Genomic DNA, 21978 nt, shown 5'->3' with positions numbered 1-21978 from the left:
AGGAGCCTCGTATGTCAGACCAGACGCTAAAAGCGACCCGACAGCAGAGCCTTATCACCCTGCTGAGTCAAAGCGACTGGCTGACTACCGAGGTGCTGGCTGAAAAGCTCTCCGTCAGCAAAGAGACGATCCGCCGGGATCTGAAGTCGTTGCAGCAGCAGGGGAAGCTTCTGCGCCAGCACGGGCGCGCGCGTCTGATTCACCCGGACAGCCGCGACAGCGGTGAACCCTTTGGCGCACGCCTGAAAAGCCATTATGCCGACAAAGCCGATATTGCCCGCCACGCGCTGGGCTGGATCAGCGAAGGGATGACCATCGCCCTCGACGCCAGCTCAACCTGCTTTCATCTGGCGCGCCAGTTGCCGGACATCGACCTCACCGTATTTACCAACAGCCTGCCTGTCTGCCACGAGATGGCAAAGCGCGAGCGGATCACGCTTATCTGCTCCGGCGGAACGCTTGAGCGTAAGTATCGCTGCTATGTTAATCCGGCGCTGGTGACGCAGCTAAAAGGGCTGGAGATCGATCTGTTTATCTTCTCGTGTGAAGGGGTCGATGAGCATGGCGTTCTCTGGGATCCGTCCGAGCACAACGCGGGCTTTAAGGCGCTGCTGTTAAACCGCGCCAGCCAGTCGCTGCTACTGATCGACAAAAGTAAATTTATGCGGGCAAGCGAAGTGAAAATTGGTCAGCTGTCGCAGGTAACACAGATTATTCAGAGCGATAAACGTCAGGCCGCCAGAGACGGCCTGACACGATGAGGTTACGCGGTGAGACGGAATTTCTGCACTGAGCGCTGGAGTTCTTCGGTCTGCCGTTCCAGTGCGGCGGCGGAAACCTGCTCCACCAGCGAGGCGTTCTGCTGGGTCACGCCGTCCATCTGCGTGATGGCAACGCCGACCTGAGAAATTCCTTTGCTCTGCTCCTCTGACGCGGTGGCGATCTGCTTCATAATGACGGTCACTTCCGTCACGTCGCGCAGGATTGCTTCCATCGTGGTGCCGGTATCGTTCACCAGCTGCGCCCCCTGCTCCACGCGGGCAACGGAATCCGCAATCAGCCCTTCGATCTCTTTGGCCGCATTCGCGCTGCGGCTGGCCAGATTACGTACCTCACCCGCCACGACCGCAAAGCCTCGCCCCTGCTCCCCGGCCCGGGCGGCTTCCACCGCGGCGTTCAGCGCCAGAATATTAGTCTGGAAAGCGATGCTGTTGATAACGGTGGTGATTTCAGCGATTTTTTTCGAGCTGTCCGAAATGCCGCTCATGGTCGTAACCACATCTTCCACCAGCGACCCGCCGCGGCTGGCCGTGCTGGAGGCGACATCCGCAAGCTGGCTGGCCTGGCGCGCGCTTTCGGCGTTCAGCTTCACCGTTGCGGTAAGCTGCTCCATGCTGGCCGCGGTCTCTTCCAGCGCGGCGGCCTGCTCTTCGGTACGCGAAGAAAGATCGTTATTCCCGCTGGAGATCTCCGTTGCCCCGCGCCAGATATTCTCGCTGCCGGAACGAATCGTGCTGACCGCCTCCCGCAGGCTGTCCTGCATTGCACTCAGCAGCGGTACCAGTTGCCCCACGCAGTTGCGGCCCAAAGATTCAATCGGCTGGCTGAGGTCGCCCTGCGCAATCTGGCGGAACTGCTGACGGATACGATCCAGCGGTTTTACCAGTATCGCCACCAGGTAGCGGTCGGTGAAAAGCAGGATCAGCAGACCCACGATCGTGGCGGTGATAATTACCGTCCGGGTCATGCTGGTGAGGCCGTCGACCACCACGCGCGTGCTGTCGAGCGCCTTCGCCGCGGTATTGTTAAAGTTCTCAGCCGCTGACCCGAATGCACGGCTTAGCGGCGGCGTGACGTTGTTGGCATGCTGACGATAACCTTCGAGCGTCGCCTGCTTCGCCTGCGCCATCTGCGGTGTAACGCCCTGATCGAGCAGCGCCTGCCAGGTGGAAATCACCTGCGCAGACACCTTTTCATCCATCGGGCCCGGGGAGATAGCTTTCATCTCTGCCAGCTTTTTACTCATGTTATCCAGCGCCTGCTGAGCAGGAGCCAGGTCCGGCGTGCCGCCCGCCGCTTTAACTTCCATTGCCCGGCTCAGGCGGGTGACGAAACGGAAATACTGATCGTTGCCCTGGCTCAGCACCGTCATTTGCCGGACCAGCTGGCGGTCAACGTCATTACCATCAGAAACACGAGACAGAGACCAGGTGCTGTAAAGCCCCACGCCTGCCCACATGACACAAAAGATCCCCAGTATCGTCAGCATGACGAAACGGATGGTGAAATTACGAAGCATCTTCATTGAGTATTCCTTGCCGTGAGGGTGAATTCGCCCAGAGGCGAGTACTCCCCTCGTTATCGGCAGATACTGTAGAAAATATACTTTTTTCATTATCGAGTCGGCATAGAATGAAAACGTTGTTTCGAAAATTCACCGACAAGAAAGGAGACATCATGTCCTGGCACCCTTACACCGGCCGATACGAAAACATGCAGTACCGATACTGCGGCAAAAGCGGCCTGCGCTTACCGGCACTGTCGCTGGGCCTGTGGCACAGCTTCGGTCACGTTCAGCCGCTCGATTCCCAGCGCGCGCTGCTGCGTAAGGCCTTCGATCTCGGCATTACCCACTTTGACCTTGCCAACAACTACGGCCCCCCTCCGGGCAGCGCTGAAGAGAATTTTGGCCGCCTGCTGCGGGAGGATTTTGCCGGCTATCGTGACGAGCTGATCATCTCCACCAAAGCGGGCTACGACATGTGGCCAGGACCGTATGGTTCGGGCGGTTCACGTAAGTACCTGCTCGCCAGCCTCGACCAGAGCCTGAACCGCATGGGTGTGGAGTATGTGGATATTTTCTATTCTCACCGCGTAGACGAAAACACGCCGATGGAAGAGACCGCCGCCGCGCTGGCACACGCGGTGCAGAGCGGAAAAGCGCTGTATGTCGGCATTTCGTCTTACTCCACGGAACGCACGGCGGCGATGACCAAATTGCTGCGCGAGTGGAAGATCCCGCTTTTGATCCACCAGCCGTCTTACAACCTGCTTAACCGCTGGGTCGACAAGACCGGCCTGCTGGACGCGCTGGAGAAAAACGGAACGGGCTGTATCGCCTTTACCCCGCTGGCACAGGGCCTGCTCACCGGAAAATACCTGAACGGCATTCCGGACGGTTCACGTATGCAGCGCGAAGGGAAAAAAGTGCGCGGCCTGACGGAGAAAATGCTGACGGAAGCCAACCTGAGCAGCCTTCGTCTGCTGAACGAGATGGCGCACGCGCGCGGGCAGACGATGGCGCAGATGGCGCTAAGCTGGTTGTTGAAAGATGAGCGTGTAACGTCGGTACTGATTGGCGCGAGCCGCCCGGAGCAGCTGGAAGAGAACGTTCAGGCGCTGAATAACCTGCGCTTTAGCGAAGATGAACTGATGCGGATTGACCAGCACGTTGCGGATGGTGAGCTGAATTTGTGGCAGGCGTCGTCGGATAAATAGTGCGGCCTGCTGCCCTTACCACGCCCCCTCTCCCACAGGGAGAGGGGGCGTGGTGAATTTATTTCTTACTGATCTTATCCAGATACCCCATCACAAACGCCGACAGCACAAACGTCAGGTGGATAATCACATACCACATCAGCTTATTATCCGGGACGTTTTTCGCGTCCATAAAGACGCGTAACAGGTGAATAGACGAAATTGCAACAATCGACGCCGCGACTTTATTCTTCAGCGATGAGGCGTCCATTTTCCCCAGCCAGCTGAGCTTTTCTTTGTGCTCGGCGATATCAAGCTGAGAGACGAAATTCTCATAACCGGAGAACATCACCATCACCAGTAATCCTCCCACCAACGTCATATCTACCAGCGACAGTAGAACCAGAATCAAATCGGCTTCTGCCACGGAGAAAATGTTTGGCAGGACGTGGAATATCTCCTGAAAGAACTTAATCGTCAGGGCGACCAGCGCCAGGGAGAGACCAAAATAGACGGGTGCGAGCAGCCAGCGAGAGGCATACATTGCGTTTTCAAAGAAGCGTTCCATAAAATCCTGTCTGCAAACGAAACCAGCGCTGAGTATATCTCAACTATACCTCGTTGGGATCTACATCCGGACGCGCATACTCCGGCCAGACCAGCGCGACCAGTTCCGGGTAGGCTTCCAGGCTAAACTCACGAAAACACTGGCGCAGATTTAATACATCTAAATCGGAGTACGACACCTTCTCGCCATTCAGACAGCGCTTTTTGATATTGTCGTAATATTTATAAACCGCCGAATTAAGGTCGCTACAGCGGCGCTGCGCGTCGAACAGGCCGGGCGTATCATTAATTTCGGCCATTTTCATTCGCTTAATTGTCGCATGGAGGAAATCGATATATTCGTGATTTACTCGCCAGTACCAGACCGGTGTCACGGCGTTCATCAATACGGAGAAATGATCTTCCCCCTCCTCTTTCGACATCAATTCAGGCTGCGGCGGTTCACTGACGTCTTTTGACACTTTCGTTTTATTGAACTCTTGCATCAATAAAAGCACGCCAGCGGTCAGTAATAGTAACGTTATGACCGTGAAGAAAATGCTGTTCATGGGTAGGCTCCATTTTTTTTGATTTTAAAATTGCCTCATGATATTGTCAACGAATCTCACCCTTTTTCCAACCCCACCCTTTTGAAATTAAAGGAAATTAAAATGCTGCCCGACAATCTTGTCCCGGCAAAGTACCACATTACGCCTGTGGAACAGCCTTCGACGGAAGCAGATAAAGAGGCGAATTTCACTCAAGGAAAAAGAAAACTCTCCGACTATGAAGCCGACATATTAATTGGTGTTACACGCACTGGCAAATCCCGTAATATGGTGCTGGAAGAGCACGATCGCCATTTAAAAGAGCGTTTATTTCGCGCGATCAAGATTGAAGCCTTAGTTCATCTGCTGAATGATTTACAGGCCGAAGGGGAAATAGACGCCCAGACGCTAAGTCAAATAATGGTCGAGAAAACGCAGCAAATAAATGAAGCCGGCAATGAAATTTGGCTTAATTTAATTACGCGTGAAAAAAACAATCCCATTCTTTATAACCTGGGGGAAGATTAACGTGAATGATGATAGCGGTAATAACGTTTATTTGACTTTAGATGATAAAAAAAGCGATGAATTTATCTTAAAGCAGAATCTCGACGCCCTGAAAAAGATAAAAAATGACGAGATGACGCGAATTACGCAGGATTTGGTTTCGATTCCGGCCACGCTGGTACGCCTGAAATGGCAGAACCGTCGGGAGATTTACGCCTTGCAGGCCAAGGAGGAGATTTACGGCGCGGTGATGAACGCCATTATTGAACAGCGTCCTGAGCTTAAAGAGAAGATCCTCGGGCGACTGGAGGCGAACTATCAGTACCTGCTGGCACGCGAGACAGCCACCCTGCGCCTGACCCGTAAACTCTCGGAAGGCAATTACCGTACATCAAACGTGACCTGTGTGGCGCTTGATGAAGAGGCGCCGACGGCGCCTTCAGAGTGAGACAACAATGATTGTTGCGGAATGCAGGCCGGGTAATGCGACGCCGCCACCCGGCAGGCAAGGCTGCAAGAGCCTTCGTTTTACTTCGCGGCCGCTTTCTCTTCGCCGACCAGACCAATCTTCAGGTATCCCGCCTGATGCAGCGTGTCCATTACCTTCATCATGGTTTCATAATCGACGGTTTTATCCGCGCGGAAGAAGACGGTGGTGTCTTTCTTGCCGCCGGTGAGCTGGTCCAGCGCCGGAATAACCGAGGCATCCGTTACCGGATCGTTGCCCAGGAACATGGACTTATCGGCCTTCACGGACAGGTAGATAGGCTTTTCCGGACGCGGCTGCGGCTGGCTGGAGGACGCAGGCAGATTCACCTTCACATCCACCGTCGCCAGCGGTGCGGCAACCATAAAGATAATCAGCAGAACCAGCATGACGTCGATAAACGGCGTCACGTTGATCTCATGCATTTCACCGTTATCGTCCAGATTTTCATTAAGACGCATTGCCATACAATCAACCTACGCGCAGTTTGGACGCCGCATGAACCGGTTTAACGGCGCTGGCGTTCAGGTCCAGATCGCGGCTTTGCAGCAGCAGAACCTGCGCGGCAACGTCACCCAGTGTGGCTTTGTAACTGCCAATCATGCGCGCGAAGATGTTATAGATAACAACCGCCGGGATAGCGGCAACCAGACCGATAGCCGTTGCCAGCAGCGCTTCTGCGATACCCGGCGCGACGACCGCAAGGTTAGTGGTCTGCGTCTGGGCGATACCGATAAAGCTGTTCATGATGCCCCAGACGGTACCGAACAGGCCGACGAACGGGGAGATAGCGCCGATAGTCGCCAGGTAGCCGTTACCGCGGCCCATATGACGACCCACGGCCGCAACGCGACGCTCCAGACGGAAGCCGGTACGCTCTTTAATGCCTTCGTTATCTTCACTGCCTGCGGAGAGTTCCAGCTCGTTCTGCGCTTCGTTCACTAACAGGGTAGTCAGGCTTTTCGCATGGAAGGATGAGGTGATATCAGAAGCCTGATCCAGAGAACGGGCTTCCGCCAGCTGCTTCTGCTCACGCTTGAGGCGGCGTTTTTGTGAAAGAAGTTCGGCGCTCTTGCTGAAGAAGATAGCCCAGGTGATCACGGACGCCAGAATCAGGCCGATCATCACAATCTTAACTACGATGTCAGCATGTTGATACATGCCCCAAACGGAGAGATCCGTCTGCATCAAATTATTACCCACTCTGTATCTCCAGGACGCAAATCACAAAATCTGAACGTAATAATATCAAAACGTCGTCGAATTGATAGTAGTTCTCATTAGTATTTACATAGTGCCGTAATTTTCGCTCACTTTCCTTGCGCTTACGCAGTAAAAATTTCTTATGCGAATTTTTGATAATATTTTCTGCTTATTCGATAAGCATCCGGATGCACATTCTGACAATCGTGGTAGTCTGGACGTCCAGACGTATAAAAATAGGGTTAGCGAACATGACTAAAAAGCAGCTGGAGACCACGCTGGTGCAGGCAGGACGCAGTAAGAAATACACGCAGGGCTCGGTCAACAGCGTGATCCAGCGCGCCTCCTCGCTGGTGTTTGATACCGTTGAAGATAAAAAAATCGCTACGCGTAATCGCGCGAAGGGCGGGCTGTTTTACGGTCGTCGTGGCACGTTAACCCATTTCTCGTTGCAGGAAGCCATGTGCGAACTGGAGGGCGGCGCGGGCTGCGCGCTGTTCCCGTGCGGCGCGGCGGCGGTCGCCAATACCATTCTGGCGTTTGTGGAACAGGGTGACCACGTCCTGATGACCAATACCGCTTACGAGCCAAGCCAGGACTTCTGCACCAAAATACTCAGCAAGCTCGGCGTCACCACCAGCTGGTTCGATCCGCTGATTGGGGCCGGTATTGCCGGGCTTATTCAGCCCAACACGCGCGTTGTGTTCCTGGAATCTCCCGGTTCCATCACCATGGAAGTGCATGACGTCCCGGCCATCGTGAAGGCGGTGCGCAGCATAGCGCCGGAAGCGATCATCATGATCGACAACACCTGGGCGGCAGGTGTGCTGTTTAAAGCCCTGGAATTTGACATCGATATCTCCATTCAGGCGGCGACCAAATACCTGATTGGCCATTCCGACGGCATGATCGGTACGGCGGTATCTAACGCCCGCTGCTGGGATCAATTGCGTGAAAACGCCTACCTGATGGGCCAGATGGTGGATGCCGATACCGCCTACATGACCAGCCGGGGCATCCGTACGCTCGGCGTGCGTCTGCGTCAGCATCACGAAAGCAGCCTGCAAATTGCACAGTGGCTGGCGCTGCATCCGCAGGTGGAGCGCGTTAACCATCCGGCGCTGCCGGGCAGCAAAGGCCATGAATACTGGCAACGTGACTTTACGGGCAGCAGCGGGTTGTTCTCATTTGTACTTAAAAAGCGCCTGAATGACGCCGAACTGGCAAGCTATCTGGATAACTTTACCCTCTTCAGCATGGCCTATTCATGGGGTGGGTTTGAATCGCTGATCCTGCCCAACCAGCCGGAGCAGATTGCGGCCCTGCGCCCGGGCGGCGAGGTGGACTTCGAAGGGACCTTAATCCGCCTGCATATCGGGCTGGAAAATGTGGACGATTTAATTGCGGATTTATCGGCAGGATTTGAGCGCATCGTGTAAAGTGCTGACTGAAATGTACTCCCCGGACGCAATTCTGAACACCGCAAGCAGAAAAGTCTGTATGAGATGCGCCTGCGATCAACCCCGACAGGCAAAATTGGGAGTACAATAGCGTTATATCTGCTGTTCCACAGGAAAGTCCATGGCTGTTATTCAAAATATCATCACGGCGCTCTGGCAACACGATTTTGCCGCGCTGGCGGACCCGCATGTCGTCGGGATTGTCTATTTCGTGATGTTCGCGACGCTGTTTCTGGAGAATGGACTACTGCCAGCCTCATTTTTACCCGGCGACAGCCTGCTCCTGCTCGCAGGGGCGTTAATCGGCAAGGGCGTGATGGACTTCGCACCGACAATGGTGATCCTCACTTCTGCGGCCAGTCTCGGCTGTTGGCTGAGCTACCTGCAAGGGCGCTGGCTTGGAAACACCCGCGTGGTGAAAGGCTGGCTGGCACAGCTGCCGCATAAATATCACCAGCGCGCCACCTGCATGTTTGACCGCCACGGCCTGCTGGCGTTACTTGCCGGGCGTTTTCTGGCGTTTGTTCGCACCCTGTTGCCTACCATGGCGGGTATTTCAGGCCTCCCTAACCGCCGCTTCCAGTTCTTCAACTGGCTGAGCGCTCTGCTCTGGGTGGGCGTGGTCACCACGCTCGGCTACGCGCTGAATATGATCCCGTTTGTTAAGCGCCATGAAGACCAGGTGATGACGTTCCTGATGGTGCTGCCGATCTTCCTGCTGGTTGCGGGCCTGGTCGGCACAATCACGGTGGTGATTAAGAAGAAGTATTGCAGCGCCTGATACCCCATCCTGATTCTCTTCCCGCGGGGAGAGAATCAAAAGCCTAAGCGCCCTGCATCGTTCTGATGCGCGACGCATCTTCCCCCGGCGTGACGCCGAAGTAGCGCTTAAACTCCCGACTAAACTGCGACGCGCTTTCATACCCAACCCGCATCGCCGCGGCGCTGGCCTTCATGCCATCGTGGATCATCAGCATCCGCGCCTTATGTAGACGGTAGGTTTTGAGGTACTGCAACGGCGACGTGCTGGTGACGGATTTAAAGTTATGGTGAAACGCCGAGACGCTCATATTGGCTTCCGCCGCCAGCTGGTCAACGCTGAGGTTTTCCGTGTACTGGCTCTCAATGCGCTTGAGCACGCGGCTAATCAGGCTAAAGTGCGTCTGGCGGCTTACCAGCGCCAGCAGCGCCCCGCCGCCCGGCCCGAGCAGCACATGGTAAAGAATTTCGCGGATAATCTGCTTTCCGAGAATACGCGCATCCAGCGGCCTTTCCATCACGTCTAACAGGCGTTCAATCGCGCAGAGAATTTCCTCCGATAGGGTCGCGGAGTTGATACCGCTTGCCGCCATCGACGGCCGGAAAAGTTCGTCCTCCCCAATATCCATCAGCAGCTCCTGCAACTGGAGGATGTCGACGTTGACGCGGATCCCGGCCAGCGGCACCTCCTCTGTCGCGAAAGTTTCACATTCGAAAGGTAAAGGTACTGTCAGAAGCAGATATTCATTGGTGTCGTAACGGAACACGCGCTCATTGATATAGCCAATCTTATGGCCAGAAAAGAGAAACACGATGCCGGGCTGATACATCACCGGGGTGCGCGTCCCGGGCTGGGTACCGTACAGCAATCGAATATCCGGCAACAGCTCAGCCGAATCATTTCCGTTATCAATCAGTGTTTTAATCTGCGACGTTAGCTGGCGGCAGATGGCATCACGGTTCATTTTCAGTTACTCCGGGTACGGTTTCCGACGCTGACAGTGTGCGCATTTTCTTACCGTTTCTCCAGCGCGCTGTAGAAATGGGCAAGACATCGGCAGGAATGTGCATTGAGAGGATAGCGCCTGCCCGCCACAATGAGCAGCATCAGGTTGCCTTCTGCGCCACCACGATTTTTTACCCACTACAGGGAACAAGCCATGAACAACTTTAATCTTCATACCCCAACCCGCATTCTGTTTGGTAAAAACGCTATCGCTGACCTGCGCGCGCAAATCCCGACGGACGCCCGCGTCCTGATTACCTACGGCGGCGGCAGCGTGAAAAAAACCGGCGTACTGGATCAGGTGTACAGCGCTCTGGAAGGTCTGGACGTGCGCGAGTTCGGCGGTATCGAGCCTAACCCGTCTTATGAAACGCTGATGAACGCGGTAAAAATCGCCCGCGACGAGCAGATCACCTTCCTGCTGGCGGTGGGCGGCGGTTCCGTGCTGGACGGCACCAAATTCATCGCGGCGGCGGCCCATTACGCTGACGGCATCGACCCGTGGCATATTCTGGAAACGGGCGGCAGCGACATCAGCAGTGCGATCCCGATGGGCTCCGTGCTGACGCTGCCGGCCACCGGATCAGAGTCCAACAAAGGCGCGGTCATCTCCCGTAAAACCACCGGTGACAAGCAGGCCTTTATGAACGAACACGTTCAGCCCGTGTTCGCGATCCTCGATCCGGTTTACACCTATACCCTGCCTGCGCGTCAGGTGGCGAACGGCGTGGTCGACGCCTTTGTTCACACCGTTGAGCAGTACGTTACTTACCCGGTAAACGCCAAAATTCAGGATCGTTTCGCGGAAGGCATTCTGCTGACGCTGATTGAAGAAGGTCCGAAAGCGCTGAAAGAGCCTGAAAACTACGACGTGCGTGCCAACGTGATGTGGGCAGCCACCCAGGCGCTGAACGGCCTGATCGGCGCAGGCGTGCCGCAAGACTGGGCTACCCACATGCTCGGCCACGAGCTGACGGCGATGCACGGCCTGGATCACGCCCAGACGCTGGCGGTGGTTCTGCCTGCGCTGTGGAACGAAAAACGTGACGCTAAACGCGCCAAACTGCTCCAGTACGCCGAACGCGTGTGGAACATCACCGACGGTTCCGACGATGCGCGTATCGATGCCGCGATTGAAGCCACCCGTCACTTCTTTGAAAGCCTGAGCGTGCCAACGCGTCTCTCTGGCTACGGCCTGGACGGCAGCTCCATCCCTGCCCTGCTGGCGAAACTGGAAGCACACGGTATGACGCAGATCGGCGAGCATGGCGACATCACCCTTGACGTCAGCCGTCGTATTTACGAAGCGGCACGCTAAGCGTTTTTAGGATCCTGACTTTCGTTTTTTGACATTTCGTCCAGACTTAATGCACATCACATCGTCGGAGGTTCCCTCCGGCGATGAGCACCTGAAGGAGGAAAAATGGCAAACCAAACCGTAATCAAGCTACAGGACGGCAACGTGATGCCCCAGCTGGGGCTAGGTGTATGGAAAGCCGGTAACGACGAGGTCGTCTCCGCCATTCATAAAGCCCTGGAAGTCGGCTATCGGTCCATCGATACCGCCGCCGCCTATAAAAACGAGGACGGCGTGGGAAAAGCGCTTGCCAGCGCCGGCGTTCCCCGGGATGAGCTTTTCATCACTACCAAGCTGTGGAACGACGATCAAAAGCGTCCCCGCGAAGCGTTGCAGGAGAGTCTGGAGAAACTCCAGCTCGATTTCGTCGATCTTTATCTCATGCACTGGCCGGTACCGGCTATCGACCATTACGTTGATGCCTGGAAAGGGATGATTGAACTGCAAAAAGAGGGGCTGATAAAAAGCATCGGCGTCTGTAATTTCCAGGTTCATCATCTGCAACGCCTGATTGATGAAACGGGCGTCGCGCCGGTGATTAACCAGATTGAGCTGCACCCGCTGATGCAGCAGCGCCAGCTTCATTCATGGAACGCCACGCACAAGATCCAGACTGAATCCTGGAGCCCGCTGGCCCAGGGCGGCGAAGGGGTGTTTGACCAGCAAATCATCCGTGAACTGGCGGATAAGTACGGTAAAACCCCGGCGCAGATCGTCATTCGCTGGCATCTGGATAGCGGTCTGGTGGTGATCCCGAAATCGGTCACGCCATCGCGTATCGCCGAGAACTTCGACGTCTGGGATTTCCGCCTGGATAAAGACGAGCTGGGTGAAATTGCGAAGCTGGATCAGGGCAAGCGGCTTGGGCCGGACCCGGATCAGTTTGGCGGGTAATCCCCTCACCCTGCCCTCTCCCCGGAGGGGAGAGGGTTAGACCTGTAGACCCGGTAAGCGCAGCGCCACCGGGTATTGTTACAGGTTTAACCGGTCTTACGTTTTACGTTCTTCTTCGTTCCCGCAACACCATTCGAACGCTGATGCGCAATCGGGGTATGTTTGGTCAGCGCCGGGCGCGTGTTGCGGTTCTGGCGGCGCGCTTCGCGCATCTCTTCCAGCGTTGGCGCAGGCACCAGGCAATCACGACGCGAGCCGATCAGGTGCTTTTTCCCCATCTCTTCCAGCGCCTGACGGATCAGCGGCCAGTTTTTCGGATCGTGATAGCGCAGCAGCGCTTTATGCAGACGGCGCTGTTTATCCCCTTTCGGCACCACCACGTCTTCGCTCTTATAACCAATCTTACTCAGCGGGTTTTTGCCGGTGTAATACATGGTCGTCGAGTTGGCGAGCGGCGACGGGTAGAAGTTCTGCACCTGATCCAGACGGAATCGACGCTGCTTCAGCCACAGCGCCAGGTTCACCATGTCTTCATCACGGGTGCCGGGGTGTGCGGAGATGAAGTATGGGATCAGATACTGCTCTTTCCCCGCCTGTTTTGAATAGGTATCAAACAGCTGTTTAAAGCGGTCATAGCTGCCCATGCCCGGCTTCATCATTTTGGACAGCGGGCCTTCTTCGGTGTGCTCCGGGGCGATCTTCAGATAACCGCCAACGTGGTGCGTCGCCAGCTCTTTGATGTAGCGCGGATCTTCTACCGCAATGTCGTAACGCACGCCGGAGGCGATCAGGATCTTCTTGATGCCTTTCAGGTCACGGGCGCGACGGTAAAGATTGATAGTCGGCTCGTGGTTGGTGTCCATATGCTCGCAAATGCTCGGATAGACGCAGGAGAGACGACGGCAGGTCTGCTCGGCGCGCGGCGATTTACAGCGCAGCATGTACATGTTGGCCGTTGGACCACCCAGATCGGAGATCACACCGGTAAAGCCCGGCACCGTGTCGCGAATGGCTTCGATCTCGTTAACAATCGACTCTTCGGAACGGCTCTGAATAATACGGCCTTCGTGTTCGGTGATCGAACAGAAGGAGCACCCGCCGAAGCAGCCGCGCATGATGTTGATCGAGAAACGAATCATCTCGTACGCCGGAATGCGGCTGCTGCCATATGACGGATGCGGTACACGCTTGTACGGCAGAGCAAACACGCTGTCCATCTCTTCGGTAGAGAGCGGGATCGCCGGCGGGTTAACCCAGATATAGCGCTCGCCGTGCTTTTGCATCAGCGCTCGCGCGCAGCCGGGGTTGGTTTCATGGTGTAAGATGCGCGACGCGTGGGCGTAGAGTACTTTATCGCTTTTTACTTTTTCGTAGGACGGCAGCAGCACATAGGTTTTTTCCCACGGCTTCGGACGCGGCGGCTGCACCACCACGGCTTTTGCTTCCGCTTTCTTCGGCTCAACCGGTTTGTTATCCGCGCACGGCAGATCGTCACCGTACGGATGCGGGATAGGATCGATTTTGCCCGGCATATCGATAATGCGGGAATCCACCCCGCTCCAGCCCGGCAGCGCCTCTTTCACCATGATCGCGGTGTTGCGCACGTCGCGGATCTCGCTGACCGCTTCGCCCTGCGCCAGACGGTGTGCCACCTCTACCAGCGGACGCTCACCGTTACCGAAGATCAGCATGTCGGCTTTCGAATCCACCAGCACCGAACGGCGCACGGTGTCGGACCAGTAGTCATAGTGTGCGGTACGGCGCAGGCTCGCTTCGATGCCGCCCAGGATCACCGGCACGTCTTTCCATGCTTCTTTGCATCGCTGGGTGTAGACGAGGGTTGCGCGGTCGGGACGTTTACCCGCCACGTTGTCAGCCGTATAAGCGTCGTCATGGCGCAGCTTACGGTCGGCGGTATAGCGGTTGATCATCGAGTCCATGTTGCCCGCGGTCACGCCGAAGAACAGGTTAGGCTTGCCCAGACGCATAAAGTCGTCTTTGCTGTTCCAGTCAGGCTGGGAGATGATCCCCACGCGGAAGCCCTGGGCTTCAAGCATACGGCCGCAGATCGCCATGCCAAAGCTCGGGTGATCGACATACGCATCGCCCGTCACCAGAATAATATCGCAGCTGTCCCAGCCCAGCTGGTCCATCTCTTCACGGGACATCGGCAGGAAAGGCGCCGGTCCAAAGCAGGCTGCCCAGTACTGGGGCCAGGAGAAGAGGTCGCGATCCGGCTGGATCAGGGAAATAGCGCTCATAATGCTTCCGAAGAAAAAATAGACAAAAGGAGCGGGATTATACGCTGGTTTACCGGGGGAAATGAAGGGGTATTGTGCGGGCTGTTGCCCTCACCCCAACCCTCTCCCACAGGGAGAGGGAGAAAGTGTTTTACGGTGCCGGATTCACCAGCATCTGCCCTACCGATCCCCTGTCCATCATCTCCAGGGTCTGGCTGTGGAACAGGAACGGGAAGTGCGGCCAGGAAGGCTGGCCGTAGTAGACGAGCAGTTCGACCTGGCCATCCACCCAGACGGTATCTTTCCAGCCCCTGTCTTCCGGGAACGGCATCGCCCCGTTGACGTTGCGGATCAGGAATGACACCCCTTCAATATGGAACGACTGCGGCATCTCCGAGCGGACGGTCCAGCGCTCCCAGGTTCCCTGCTGGGCGGTGATATCAATGCGGTTTACGTCCCACAGCGCGCCGTTGATGCCCGGATCGTCGCCAAGGCTGATATCGCGACTGCGTACTGCCGGGCCGGTCACAATTTCCTGCGGCAGCAGGCGCATCGGCAGGCTGTCGGTCACCAGCGGCAACAGGCCGGTCGGGCGCAGCGTCAGCACCAGCGTGGAGACCAGCACGCTCGACGGTTCAAAGAAGCCGCGAATACGGTCAACAATGCTTGCCGCTTCGCCGCAGGTCACGGACACTTCATCCCCGTTGGTCATATCCACGAGGATTTCACGACGTTCGCCTGGCGCCAGCGCCAGCTGCTTCACTGACACCGGCGCAGGTAATAACCCCTGATCGCCTGAAATCACGTGCAGCGCGCGGCCGTCGCTCATCTGCAACTGGTAGCGGCGCGAGTTAGAGGCATTCAGCAGACGCAGGCGCACCCAGCCACGAGACACTTCGACATACGGGCTTTGCGCGCCGTTAACCAGCAGCGTATCGCCCACAAAGCCACCGCTGCCCGGCTCGCTGTACTCCGGGGTACCAAAGTTATCCAGTCGCTTATCCTGAATAATGATCGGGAAATCATCGACGCCGTAGTGATTCGGGATCGGCAGCGTTTTACTGACCTCATCTTCAATCAGCCACATTCCGGCCAGGCCGTTGTAGACCTGCTGGGCGGTGCGGTTCGGGGTATTGGCGTGATACCACAATGTCGCCGCGCTCTGACGAATCGGGAGGACGGGCGCCCAGTCGGCATTCGGCGACATCATGCGTGCCGCGCCGCCAATCAGCGGCCCCGGCACCTGCAAACCACTGACGGTCATCGCGACATTTTCCGTCGTACGGTTACTGTAGATGAGCTTAACGTCATCGCCATTCCACACGCGAATGGTCGGCCCGAGGTAGCGTCCGTTAATGCCCCATACCTGCGCGCGCGTTCCCTGGGTAAAGGACCAGTGGCTACGCTGAAGCGTGAGGAATAGCGGCTGCCCGCGACGGGATTCAATCAACGGCGGAATAGGCAGCGGCTGTTGCTGCCCGGCGGCGCTGGCTGTCCGCGGCATCGCACCCGCACAAAGGGCGATACCCGAAGCCTGAATAAACTGACGCCGACTGAGTGACATATAAGCTCCATCTGAAACGACTAACAACGCGGGAATTCGTTTTCCCTTACACGACACCGGGTTAAATCTTACCGGCGGCTTCTCGCTCTGCAACTTCTTTATCGAGCTGCGCAATATGCTGAGCCATCAGCTCGCGGCAGTGCGTGGCCAGCTCGCGCACCTGGTCTTTACCGTATTTAGAGGTATCTACCGGCGGCAGCATTTCGACAATGACCAGTCCGTTATTCAGACGGTTAAGATTAATCTTATTCGATGTATTGGAAACACACACGGGAATAATTGGAACGCCAGCCGCAATTGCAGCATGAAACGCGCCGGTCTTGAACGGCAGCAGGCCGCGACCACGGCTGCGCGTCCCTTCCGGGAACATCCAGATGGAAATCCGGCGCTTTTTAAACTGATCCACCACTTCCGCAATGGTGCCATGCGCTTTGGCGCGGTTGTTGCGGTCAATCAGCAAGTTACCGGTGAGCCAGTACAGCTGGCCGAAAAAGGGGATCCACAGCAGGCTTTTTTTGCCCACGGTTACGGTCGGCGGAAGAACAATATTTGAGGCCGTCACCATATCGTAGTTGTTCTGATGGTTAGCGATATAGATGGCGTTACCGAAATTCTCCGCCCCTTCAGGCAGACGCTTTTCAACTTTCAGGCCAAACAGCGGCGCAAGACGACCAAACATGTGGCCAAACGTCGCGACATGCTTTGGGTTACGCGGGCTGAACAGGCAATAAATCGATCCGAAAATACAGACCAGAATGCAATAAATAACGGTAAGAATGAGACGAATAATGTATAGCATAGCGACCTCTGAAGCCCTGACAGCTGACAATTATACTTCACCTGTGGCCAGGTAAGGACTTTATTACGAGCGCGTATTGTTAATCGCAACGCACGAATTAACAACGTTTTTACGGGAAATTTTATGGTAATTCCCCCTCCGGAAAGAGGGGGATGAAACAGGTTACTCTTCGCTATCGTCCGCTTTGCTGCGCGCCGGCGAGTCAATCTCCACGCGGTCGATTCGCTGGAGACCGCGCATCAGTGAGCCGCGACGTCCGCGCTCACCCACCACCTTCTGCAACTCTTCCGGACGCAGTTTGATTTTACGCTTGCCGACATGAATGGTCAGCGTGCTCTGCGGCGGCAGCAGGAAGAGATGCGCGAGGCTATCTTCGCCTTTTGCCGCTTCCGCTGACGGGATACTGATGATCTTGTTGCCCTTGCCTTTCGACAGCTCCGGCAAATCGCTGACCGGGAACATCAGCATACGTCCGGCAGCGGTGATCGCCAGCAGCATGTCGCTTTCGTTCTCGATGATCAGCGGCGGCATGACGTGTGCGTTATCCGGCAGGCTAATCAGCGCTTTACCGGCACGGTTACGCGACACCAGATCGTTGAAGGTACAGATAAAGCCGTAGCCCGCATCAGACGCCATCAGCAGTTTTTGATCGTCGGCTTCCATCAGCATATGCTCAACCGTGGCACCCGGCGGCAGCGTCAGCTTACCGGTTAGCGGTTCGCCCTGGCCGCGCGCAGACGGCAGCGTGATCGGGTCAATGGCGTAGCTGCGGCCCGTGGAGTCGATAAACGCCACCGGCTGGTTACTCTTGCCCTTCACCGCCGCCTTGAAGCTGTCACCGGATTTGTAGCTCAGACCCGGCGCGTCGATATCGTGGCCTTTGGCGCTACGCACCCAGCCGCTCTGGGAAAGCACGATGGTTACCGGCTCGGACGGCAGCATGTCGTGCTCGTTCATCGCCTTCGCCTCTTCGCGCTCGTGCAGCGGAGAACGACGGTCGTCGCCAAAGGCGTCGGCATCGGCCTGCAACTCTTTCTTCAGCAGAGTGTTCATCTTGCGCTCGGACGCCAGAATCGCCTGAAGCTGATCGCGCTCTTTTTCCAGCTCGTTCTGCTCGCCGCGGATCTTCATCTCTTCCAGTCTGGCGAGATGGCGCAATTTCAGTTCGAGGATCGCTTCGGCCTGGGTTTCGCTGATGCCAAAGCGCGACATCAGGGCAGGCTTAGGTTCGTCCTCGGTACGAATGATCTCGATCACTTCGTCAATGTTGAGGAACGCCACCAGCAAACCTTCGAGGATATGCAGGCGCTTAAGCACTTTTTCCAGGCGATGGTTCAGACGACGGCGCACCGTATCGCGGCGGAAGGCCAGCCATTCGGTAAGGATCTCCAGCAGGTTTTTCACCGCCGGACGACCGTCCAGACCAATCATGTTCAGGTTGATGCGGTAGCTTTTTTCCAGATCGGTAGTGGCGAACAGGTGGTTCATCACCTGCTCCATATCCACGCGGTTAGAACGCGGCACAATCACCAGACGGGTCGGGTTTTCGTGGTCCGATTCATCACGCAGGTCGTCCACCATCGGCAGCTTTTTATTGCGCATCTGGGTGGCGATCTGTTCCAGCACTTTGGCACCCGACACCTGGTGCGGCAGCGCGGTGATCACCACGGCACCATCCTCTTTATTCCACACCGCGCGCATGCGCACGGAGCCGCGGCCGTTCTGGTAGATTTTGCGGATTTCCGCACGCGAGGTGATGATCTCGGCTTCGGTCGGATAGTCCGGCCCCTGCACGATATCCAGCAAATCGTCCAGCGAGGTTTTTGGCTGCTCAATCAGGGTGATGGCCGCTTTTGCCACTTCACGCAGGTTGTGCGGCGGAATGTCCGTCGCCATGCCCACGGCGATACCGGTCGTGCCGTTTAGCAGGATGTTCGGCAGACGCGCAGGCAGCATTTTCGGCTCCTGCATCGTACCGTCGAAGTTTGGCACCCAGTCGACCGTGCCCTGCCCCAGCTCGCCCAACAGCACTTCGGCATATTTAGACAGGCGAGATTCGGTATAACGCATTGCCGCGAAGGATTTCGGATCGTCCGGCGCCCCCCAGTTCCCCTGGCCATCCACCAGCGGATAGCGATAAGAGAACGGCTGGGCCATCAGCACCATCGCTTCATAGCAGGCGCTGTCGCCGTGCGGATGGTATTTACCCAGCACGTCGCCGACGGTACGGGCGGATTTCTTGAACTTGGCGGTAGCGTTCAGCCCCAGTTCGGACATCGCATAGACGATGCGGCGCTGAACGGGCTTCAGGCCATCCCCGATAAACGGCAACGCCCTGTCCATGATGACGTACATGGAGTAGTTCAGGTAGGCATTTTCCGTGAATTCATGTAGCGCGAGGCGCTCTGCCATATCGCTCATTACGTGTGATTCCTCAACTCAGAAACCGATGGGTTTCAGGCAATATTGCCGCAGATACTACCTCATCTGGCGAGTTGAGTCACAAAGAAAAAGGGCCGCTCATGCGGCCCTTTCCGGGTTATTTGTTCAGCTTGATAACCTGCTTCACGTCGATTTCAAACTCGTTCCAGTCTTTATCGATTTTACCCTGGAGTTCGACTTTATCCTGCGGCGTCACCGTCACGCCGTTCCAGCGCTTGTGGTCGATCTCCACCACCACCGTGCCGCTTTCATCGCGGAAGGTGTAACGGTCATCGGACAGGCGCTCGGTAATGTTCCCGCGCAGCTTCACCCAGGCATCGTCCTTCAGGTCTTTCACTTTAGCCGCGGTGGTGAGGTTGGCGTTGTTATCGACAAAGCCACCCTGCTGGGTTTGCGTCTGATTCTGTGTCGCAGATGGGCCAGAGAAGCCACCCTGTGCAGCGAAGACAGGGGCCGTGGTCATCATCATGATGGCAGCAATTGCAGCGAATTTTTTCATCTTTATCTCTCCCTTTAATGTCGTTTCACAATCCATTAAACAGGGTAAACCTTAACAACTTCTTAAGGGGAAAATTTATTTATTTTTACTGTACAGCAGGCGCTTGCAGAAGGTTTACTGACGGCATCAAGGAGGAAATATGCGCATTTTACTGGTAGAAGACGACAAGCTCATTGGCGACGGCATCAAAGCGGGCTTAAGCAAAATGGGCTTTAACGTGGACTGGTTTACCGACGGGAAAACCGGGCAGGCGGCCCTGTACACCGCGCCGTATGATGCCGTGGTGCTTGATCTGACGCTGCCGGAAATCGACGGGCTTGAGATCCTGCGCGCCTGGCGCGAAAGCGGAAAGAGCGAACCGGTGCTGATCCTGACCGCGCGGGATGCGCTGAATCAGCGCGTCGAAGGGTTACGCCTGGGGGCGGATGATTACCTGTGTAAGCCGTTCGCGCTGATTGAAGTGGCGGCCCGCCTCGAAGCGCTGGTACGCCGCAGCCACGGTCAGGCGCGCAGCGAGTTGCGTCACGGCAAGGTCACGCTCGATCCGGCAAGCCTTGTCGCCACGCTGGAGGGCGAAACGCTGGTGCTCAAACCCAAAGAGTTCGCCCTGCTGGAACTGCTGATGCGCAACGCGGGCCGCGTGCTGCCGCGCAAGGCCATCGAGGAGAAGCTCTACAACTGGGATGATGACGTCTCCAGCAACGCTGTCGAAGTCCACGTTCATCATTTACGCCGCAAGCTCGGCAGCGACTTTATCCGCACCGTGCACGGCATCGGTTATACCCTGGGTGACGCATGAAACTGACCCAACGCCTGAGCCTGAAGCTGCGCCTGACGCTCCTCTTTTTGCTGCTGTCCCTGGCGGCCTGGTTTGCCGCAAGCGTGGTGGCCTGGCACCAGACGACCGACAAGCTCGATAAGCTGTTCGATACCCAGCAGATGCTGTTTGCCAAACGGCTGCTGACGATGGACGTGGACGAACTTCGCGCCCCGGAACGCATGCGCGAGGTGCCGAAAAAAGCCAAACACGGCCATCTTGACGACGATGCGCTGGCCTTCGCAATCTTCACCGCCGACGGCAGCATGGTGCTTAACGACGGCGAAAACGGGCGCGACATACCTTACCTCTACCGCCGGGACGGGTTTGATGACGGTCGGTTGCAGGATGACAACGACGAATGGCGTTTCCTGTGGCTGACTTCTCCGGACGGGAAATACCGCGTGGTGGTTGGCCAGGAGTGGGAGTACCGACAGGATATGGCGCTGGACGTGGTCAGCTCGCAGCTGACGCCGTGGCTGGTGGCGCTGCCCATAATGCTGCTGTTGCTGATTGTTCTGCTGAGCCGGGAACTGAAACCGCTGAAAAACCTGGCGCAGACCCTGCGCTCGCGCTCCCCGGATGCGACCGATACGCTGCCCACCCACGGCGTGCCGACGGAGGTTCGCCCCCTGCTTGATGCGCTTAACCATCTTTTCGCCCGTACGCAGGAGATGATGGCCCGCGAGCGTCGCTTCACCTCGGATGCCGCCCATGAGTTGCGCAGCCCGCTGGCCGCGCTGAAGGTGCAAACCGACGTGGCGCAGCTTTCCCTTGACGATCCCGGGGCGCAGTCTAAAGCGCTGGGGCAATTGCACGCAGGCATCGACCGCGCCTCCCGGCTGGTGGATCAGCTTCTCACCCTGTCGCGCCTGGATTCACTGGATAATCTTGATGACGTCGAACCCGTGATGATGGCCGATTTGCTGCAATCCGCGGTGCTGGATATCTGGCATCCGGCGCAGCAGGCGGGCATTGATGTTCGGCTCAACGCTAATGCGCCCGAGGTGATGCGTCACGGACAGCCGCTACTGCTGAGCCTTCTGGCGCGTAACCTGCTGGACAACGCCGTTCGTTACAGCCCGCGCGGCAGCGTGGTGGACGTGACGCTGAACACCCAAAGCTTTACCGTGCGCGACAACGGCCCGGGCATTTCAACCGATGCGCTGACGCGTCTCGGCGAGCGCTTTTATCGTCCACCGGGCCAGGACGCCACCGGCAGCGGTCTGGGGTTGTCTATCGTCAAGCGTATCGCGGCGTTGCACGGGATGCGCGTCTCGCTGGGCAATGCGCCGGAAGGGGGTTTTGCGGTGACCGTCAGCTGGTAAGATTATTGCGCTGAGCGCAAAAGACTTTGCACATTTTGCTTATTT

The 21978-nt window shown here is 56.7% G+C and carries 21 protein-coding genes; 10 read left to right on the top strand and 11 right to left on the bottom strand.

Translation table 11 applies throughout. The features are described from left to right. Positions 1-11 precede the first annotated feature (11 nt). Positions 12-761, top strand: a complete 750-nt coding sequence (gene fucR / locus ACOTXD_RS01345; RefSeq protein ID WP_023314843.1) for an L-fucose operon activator — start codon at positions 12-14, stop codon at positions 759-761. Between the two features lie 2 nt (positions 762-763). On the opposite strand, the gene ACOTXD_RS01340 is transcribed toward fucR, so the two are convergent. Beyond that, positions 764-2305 carry a methyl-accepting chemotaxis protein gene (locus tag ACOTXD_RS01340; RefSeq protein WP_061856827.1) on the bottom strand — a complete coding sequence of 514 codons (1542 nt, stop codon included), beginning with the start codon at positions 2303-2305 and terminating at the stop codon, positions 764-766. A gap of 152 nt (positions 2306-2457) precedes the next feature. On the opposite strand from ACOTXD_RS01340, the gene ACOTXD_RS01335 reads away from it, so the two are divergent. Further along, positions 2458-3498, top strand: a complete 1041-nt coding sequence (locus ACOTXD_RS01335; protein WP_032610129.1) for an aldo/keto reductase — start codon at positions 2458-2460, stop codon at positions 3496-3498. Positions 3499-3556: 58 nt separating this feature from the next. Here ACOTXD_RS01335 and ACOTXD_RS01330 read toward each other — a convergent pair whose 3' ends face one another. Beyond that, a complete protein-coding gene (locus ACOTXD_RS01330) occupies positions 3557-4045 on the bottom strand; it encodes a TIGR00645 family protein (RefSeq protein ID WP_003862473.1) in 489 nt (162 codons plus the stop codon). A 43-nt stretch (positions 4046-4088) separates the two neighbouring features. Next, on the bottom strand, positions 4089-4592 hold the full coding sequence (locus ACOTXD_RS01325; RefSeq protein WP_003862475.1) for an ESA_00282 family adhesion-associated protein: 504 nt from the start codon (positions 4590-4592) through the stop codon (positions 4089-4091). A 102-nt stretch (positions 4593-4694) separates the two neighbouring features. Here ACOTXD_RS01325 and ACOTXD_RS01320 point away from each other — a divergent pair, with 102 nt between their 5' ends. Together ACOTXD_RS01320 and ACOTXD_RS01315 are read left to right on the top strand one after the other, a co-directional pair. Next, a complete protein-coding gene (locus ACOTXD_RS01320; protein ID WP_045342449.1) occupies positions 4695-5099 on the top strand; it encodes a hypothetical protein in 405 nt (134 codons plus the stop codon). A gap of 1 nt (position 5100) precedes the next feature. Further along, entirely contained in the window at positions 5101-5526 is a 426-nt protein-coding gene (locus ACOTXD_RS01315; RefSeq protein ID WP_003862479.1) for a hypothetical protein, read from the top strand. Positions 5527-5606: 80 nt separating this feature from the next. On the opposite strand, the gene exbD is transcribed toward ACOTXD_RS01315, so the two are convergent. After that, on the bottom strand, positions 5607-6032 hold the full coding sequence (exbD, locus tag ACOTXD_RS01310; protein ID WP_001251472.1) for a TonB system transport protein ExbD: 426 nt from the start codon (positions 6030-6032) through the stop codon (positions 5607-5609). Between the two features lie 4 nt (positions 6033-6036). After that, positions 6037-6768, bottom strand: coding sequence for a tol-pal system-associated acyl-CoA thioesterase (gene exbB / locus ACOTXD_RS01305; protein WP_003862482.1), 732 nt, complete (start codon positions 6766-6768; stop codon positions 6037-6039). A 251-nt stretch (positions 6769-7019) separates the two neighbouring features. Between exbB and metC the strand changes: the two genes are divergently transcribed. Beyond that, positions 7020-8207, top strand: a complete 1188-nt coding sequence (metC, locus tag ACOTXD_RS01300) for a cystathionine beta-lyase (protein WP_003862484.1) — start codon at positions 7020-7022, stop codon at positions 8205-8207. Between the two features lie 142 nt (positions 8208-8349). Next, the gene (yghB, locus tag ACOTXD_RS01295; RefSeq protein WP_061856826.1) at positions 8350-9009 is read left to right on the top strand and encodes a DedA family general envelope maintenance protein YghB; all 660 of its coding nucleotides are present in this window, start codon (positions 8350-8352) and stop codon (positions 9007-9009) included. A gap of 43 nt (positions 9010-9052) precedes the next feature. Here yghB and ACOTXD_RS01290 read toward each other — a convergent pair whose 3' ends face one another. Then, positions 9053-9952, bottom strand: coding sequence for an AraC family transcriptional regulator (locus ACOTXD_RS01290; protein WP_003862489.1), 900 nt, complete (start codon positions 9950-9952; stop codon positions 9053-9055). 195 nt (positions 9953-10147) lie between these two features. Between ACOTXD_RS01290 and yqhD the strand changes: the two genes are divergently transcribed. After that, positions 10148-11311: an alcohol dehydrogenase gene (yqhD, locus tag ACOTXD_RS01285; RefSeq protein WP_045342452.1), complete on the top strand. Its 1164-nt coding sequence runs from the start codon at positions 10148-10150 to the stop codon at positions 11309-11311. Positions 11312-11416: 105 nt separating this feature from the next. Continuing rightward, the gene (dkgA, locus tag ACOTXD_RS01280) at positions 11417-12244 is read left to right on the top strand and encodes a 2,5-didehydrogluconate reductase DkgA (RefSeq protein WP_023314848.1); all 828 of its coding nucleotides are present in this window, start codon (positions 11417-11419) and stop codon (positions 12242-12244) included. 86 nt (positions 12245-12330) lie between these two features. On the opposite strand, the gene ACOTXD_RS01275 is transcribed toward dkgA, so the two are convergent. The 5 genes from ACOTXD_RS01275 to ACOTXD_RS01255 form a co-directional block, all read right to left on the bottom strand. Further along, on the bottom strand, positions 12331-14505 hold the full coding sequence (locus ACOTXD_RS01275; protein ID WP_023323746.1) for a YgiQ family radical SAM protein: 2175 nt from the start codon (positions 14503-14505) through the stop codon (positions 12331-12333). Positions 14506-14635: 130 nt separating this feature from the next. After that, positions 14636-16048: a cell division protein FtsP gene (gene ftsP, locus ACOTXD_RS01270; protein WP_017384056.1), complete on the bottom strand. Its 1413-nt coding sequence runs from the start codon at positions 16046-16048 to the stop codon at positions 14636-14638. Between the two features lie 61 nt (positions 16049-16109). Further along, on the bottom strand, positions 16110-16847 hold the full coding sequence (gene plsC / locus ACOTXD_RS01265) for a 1-acylglycerol-3-phosphate O-acyltransferase (RefSeq protein ID WP_047654209.1): 738 nt from the start codon (positions 16845-16847) through the stop codon (positions 16110-16112). 162 nt (positions 16848-17009) lie between these two features. After that, positions 17010-19268: a DNA topoisomerase IV subunit A gene (gene parC, locus ACOTXD_RS01260; protein ID WP_047654211.1), complete on the bottom strand. Its 2259-nt coding sequence runs from the start codon at positions 19266-19268 to the stop codon at positions 17010-17012. A gap of 118 nt (positions 19269-19386) precedes the next feature. Then, entirely contained in the window at positions 19387-19788 is a 402-nt protein-coding gene (locus ACOTXD_RS01255) for a YgiW/YdeI family stress tolerance OB fold protein (protein ID WP_003862501.1), read from the bottom strand. A 139-nt stretch (positions 19789-19927) separates the two neighbouring features. Between ACOTXD_RS01255 and qseB the strand changes: the two genes are divergently transcribed. Next, positions 19928-20587, top strand: coding sequence for a quorum sensing response regulator transcription factor QseB (qseB, locus tag ACOTXD_RS01250; RefSeq protein ID WP_023323747.1), 660 nt, complete (start codon positions 19928-19930; stop codon positions 20585-20587). Continuing rightward, complete coding sequence (qseC, locus tag ACOTXD_RS01245) at positions 20584-21933, top strand: quorum sensing histidine kinase QseC (protein WP_058674836.1); 1350 nt, start codon at positions 20584-20586, stop codon at positions 21931-21933. The genes qseB and qseC overlap by 4 nt, the downstream gene beginning before the upstream one ends. Positions 21934-21978: the final 45 nt, after the last annotated feature.

Source organism: Enterobacter cloacae complex sp. CDL013 (genome assembly GCF_049238805.1).
Lineage (GTDB): Bacteria > Pseudomonadota > Gammaproteobacteria > Enterobacterales > Enterobacteriaceae > Enterobacter > Enterobacter hormaechei_C.
This window is presented reverse-complemented; position numbering and strand designations above follow the sequence as displayed.

What these genes read in the sequence shown, in the direction of transcription:
- qseB (WP_023323747.1), top strand. Translation starts at nt 19,928, where the DNA reads ATGCGCATTTTACTGGTAGAAGACGACAAGCTCATTGGCGACGGCATC.
- ACOTXD_RS01320 (WP_045342449.1), top strand. Translation starts at nt 4,695, where the DNA reads ATGCTGCCCGACAATCTTGTCCCGGCAAAGTACCACATTACGCCTGTG.
- fucR (WP_023314843.1), top strand. Translation starts at nt 12, where the DNA reads ATGTCAGACCAGACGCTAAAAGCGACCCGACAGCAGAGCCTTATCACC.
- yqhD (WP_045342452.1), top strand. Translation starts at nt 10,148, where the DNA reads ATGAACAACTTTAATCTTCATACCCCAACCCGCATTCTGTTTGGTAAA.
- ACOTXD_RS01330 (WP_003862473.1), bottom strand. Translation starts at nt 4,045, where the DNA reads ATGGAACGCTTCTTTGAAAACGCAATGTATGCCTCTCGCTGGCTGCTC.
- ftsP (WP_017384056.1), bottom strand. Translation starts at nt 16,048, where the DNA reads ATGTCACTCAGTCGGCGTCAGTTTATTCAGGCTTCGGGTATCGCCCTT.
- ACOTXD_RS01340 (WP_061856827.1), bottom strand. Translation starts at nt 2,305, where the DNA reads ATGAAGATGCTTCGTAATTTCACCATCCGTTTCGTCATGCTGACGATA.
- yghB (WP_061856826.1), top strand. Translation starts at nt 8,350, where the DNA reads ATGGCTGTTATTCAAAATATCATCACGGCGCTCTGGCAACACGATTTT.
- parC (WP_047654211.1), bottom strand. Translation starts at nt 19,268, where the DNA reads ATGAGCGATATGGCAGAGCGCCTCGCGCTACATGAATTCACGGAAAAT.
- plsC (WP_047654209.1), bottom strand. Translation starts at nt 16,847, where the DNA reads ATGCTATACATTATTCGTCTCATTCTTACCGTTATTTATTGCATTCTG.
- dkgA (WP_023314848.1), top strand. Translation starts at nt 11,417, where the DNA reads ATGGCAAACCAAACCGTAATCAAGCTACAGGACGGCAACGTGATGCCC.
- ACOTXD_RS01255 (WP_003862501.1), bottom strand. Translation starts at nt 19,788, where the DNA reads ATGAAAAAATTCGCTGCAATTGCTGCCATCATGATGATGACCACGGCC.
- ACOTXD_RS01290 (WP_003862489.1), bottom strand. Translation starts at nt 9,952, where the DNA reads ATGAACCGTGATGCCATCTGCCGCCAGCTAACGTCGCAGATTAAAACA.
- ACOTXD_RS01335 (WP_032610129.1), top strand. Translation starts at nt 2,458, where the DNA reads ATGTCCTGGCACCCTTACACCGGCCGATACGAAAACATGCAGTACCGA.
- ACOTXD_RS01325 (WP_003862475.1), bottom strand. Translation starts at nt 4,592, where the DNA reads ATGAACAGCATTTTCTTCACGGTCATAACGTTACTATTACTGACCGCT.
- ACOTXD_RS01275 (WP_023323746.1), bottom strand. Translation starts at nt 14,505, where the DNA reads ATGAGCGCTATTTCCCTGATCCAGCCGGATCGCGACCTCTTCTCCTGG.
- qseC (WP_058674836.1), top strand. Translation starts at nt 20,584, where the DNA reads ATGAAACTGACCCAACGCCTGAGCCTGAAGCTGCGCCTGACGCTCCTC.
- metC (WP_003862484.1), top strand. Translation starts at nt 7,020, where the DNA reads ATGACTAAAAAGCAGCTGGAGACCACGCTGGTGCAGGCAGGACGCAGT.
- exbD (WP_001251472.1), bottom strand. Translation starts at nt 6,032, where the DNA reads ATGGCAATGCGTCTTAATGAAAATCTGGACGATAACGGTGAAATGCAT.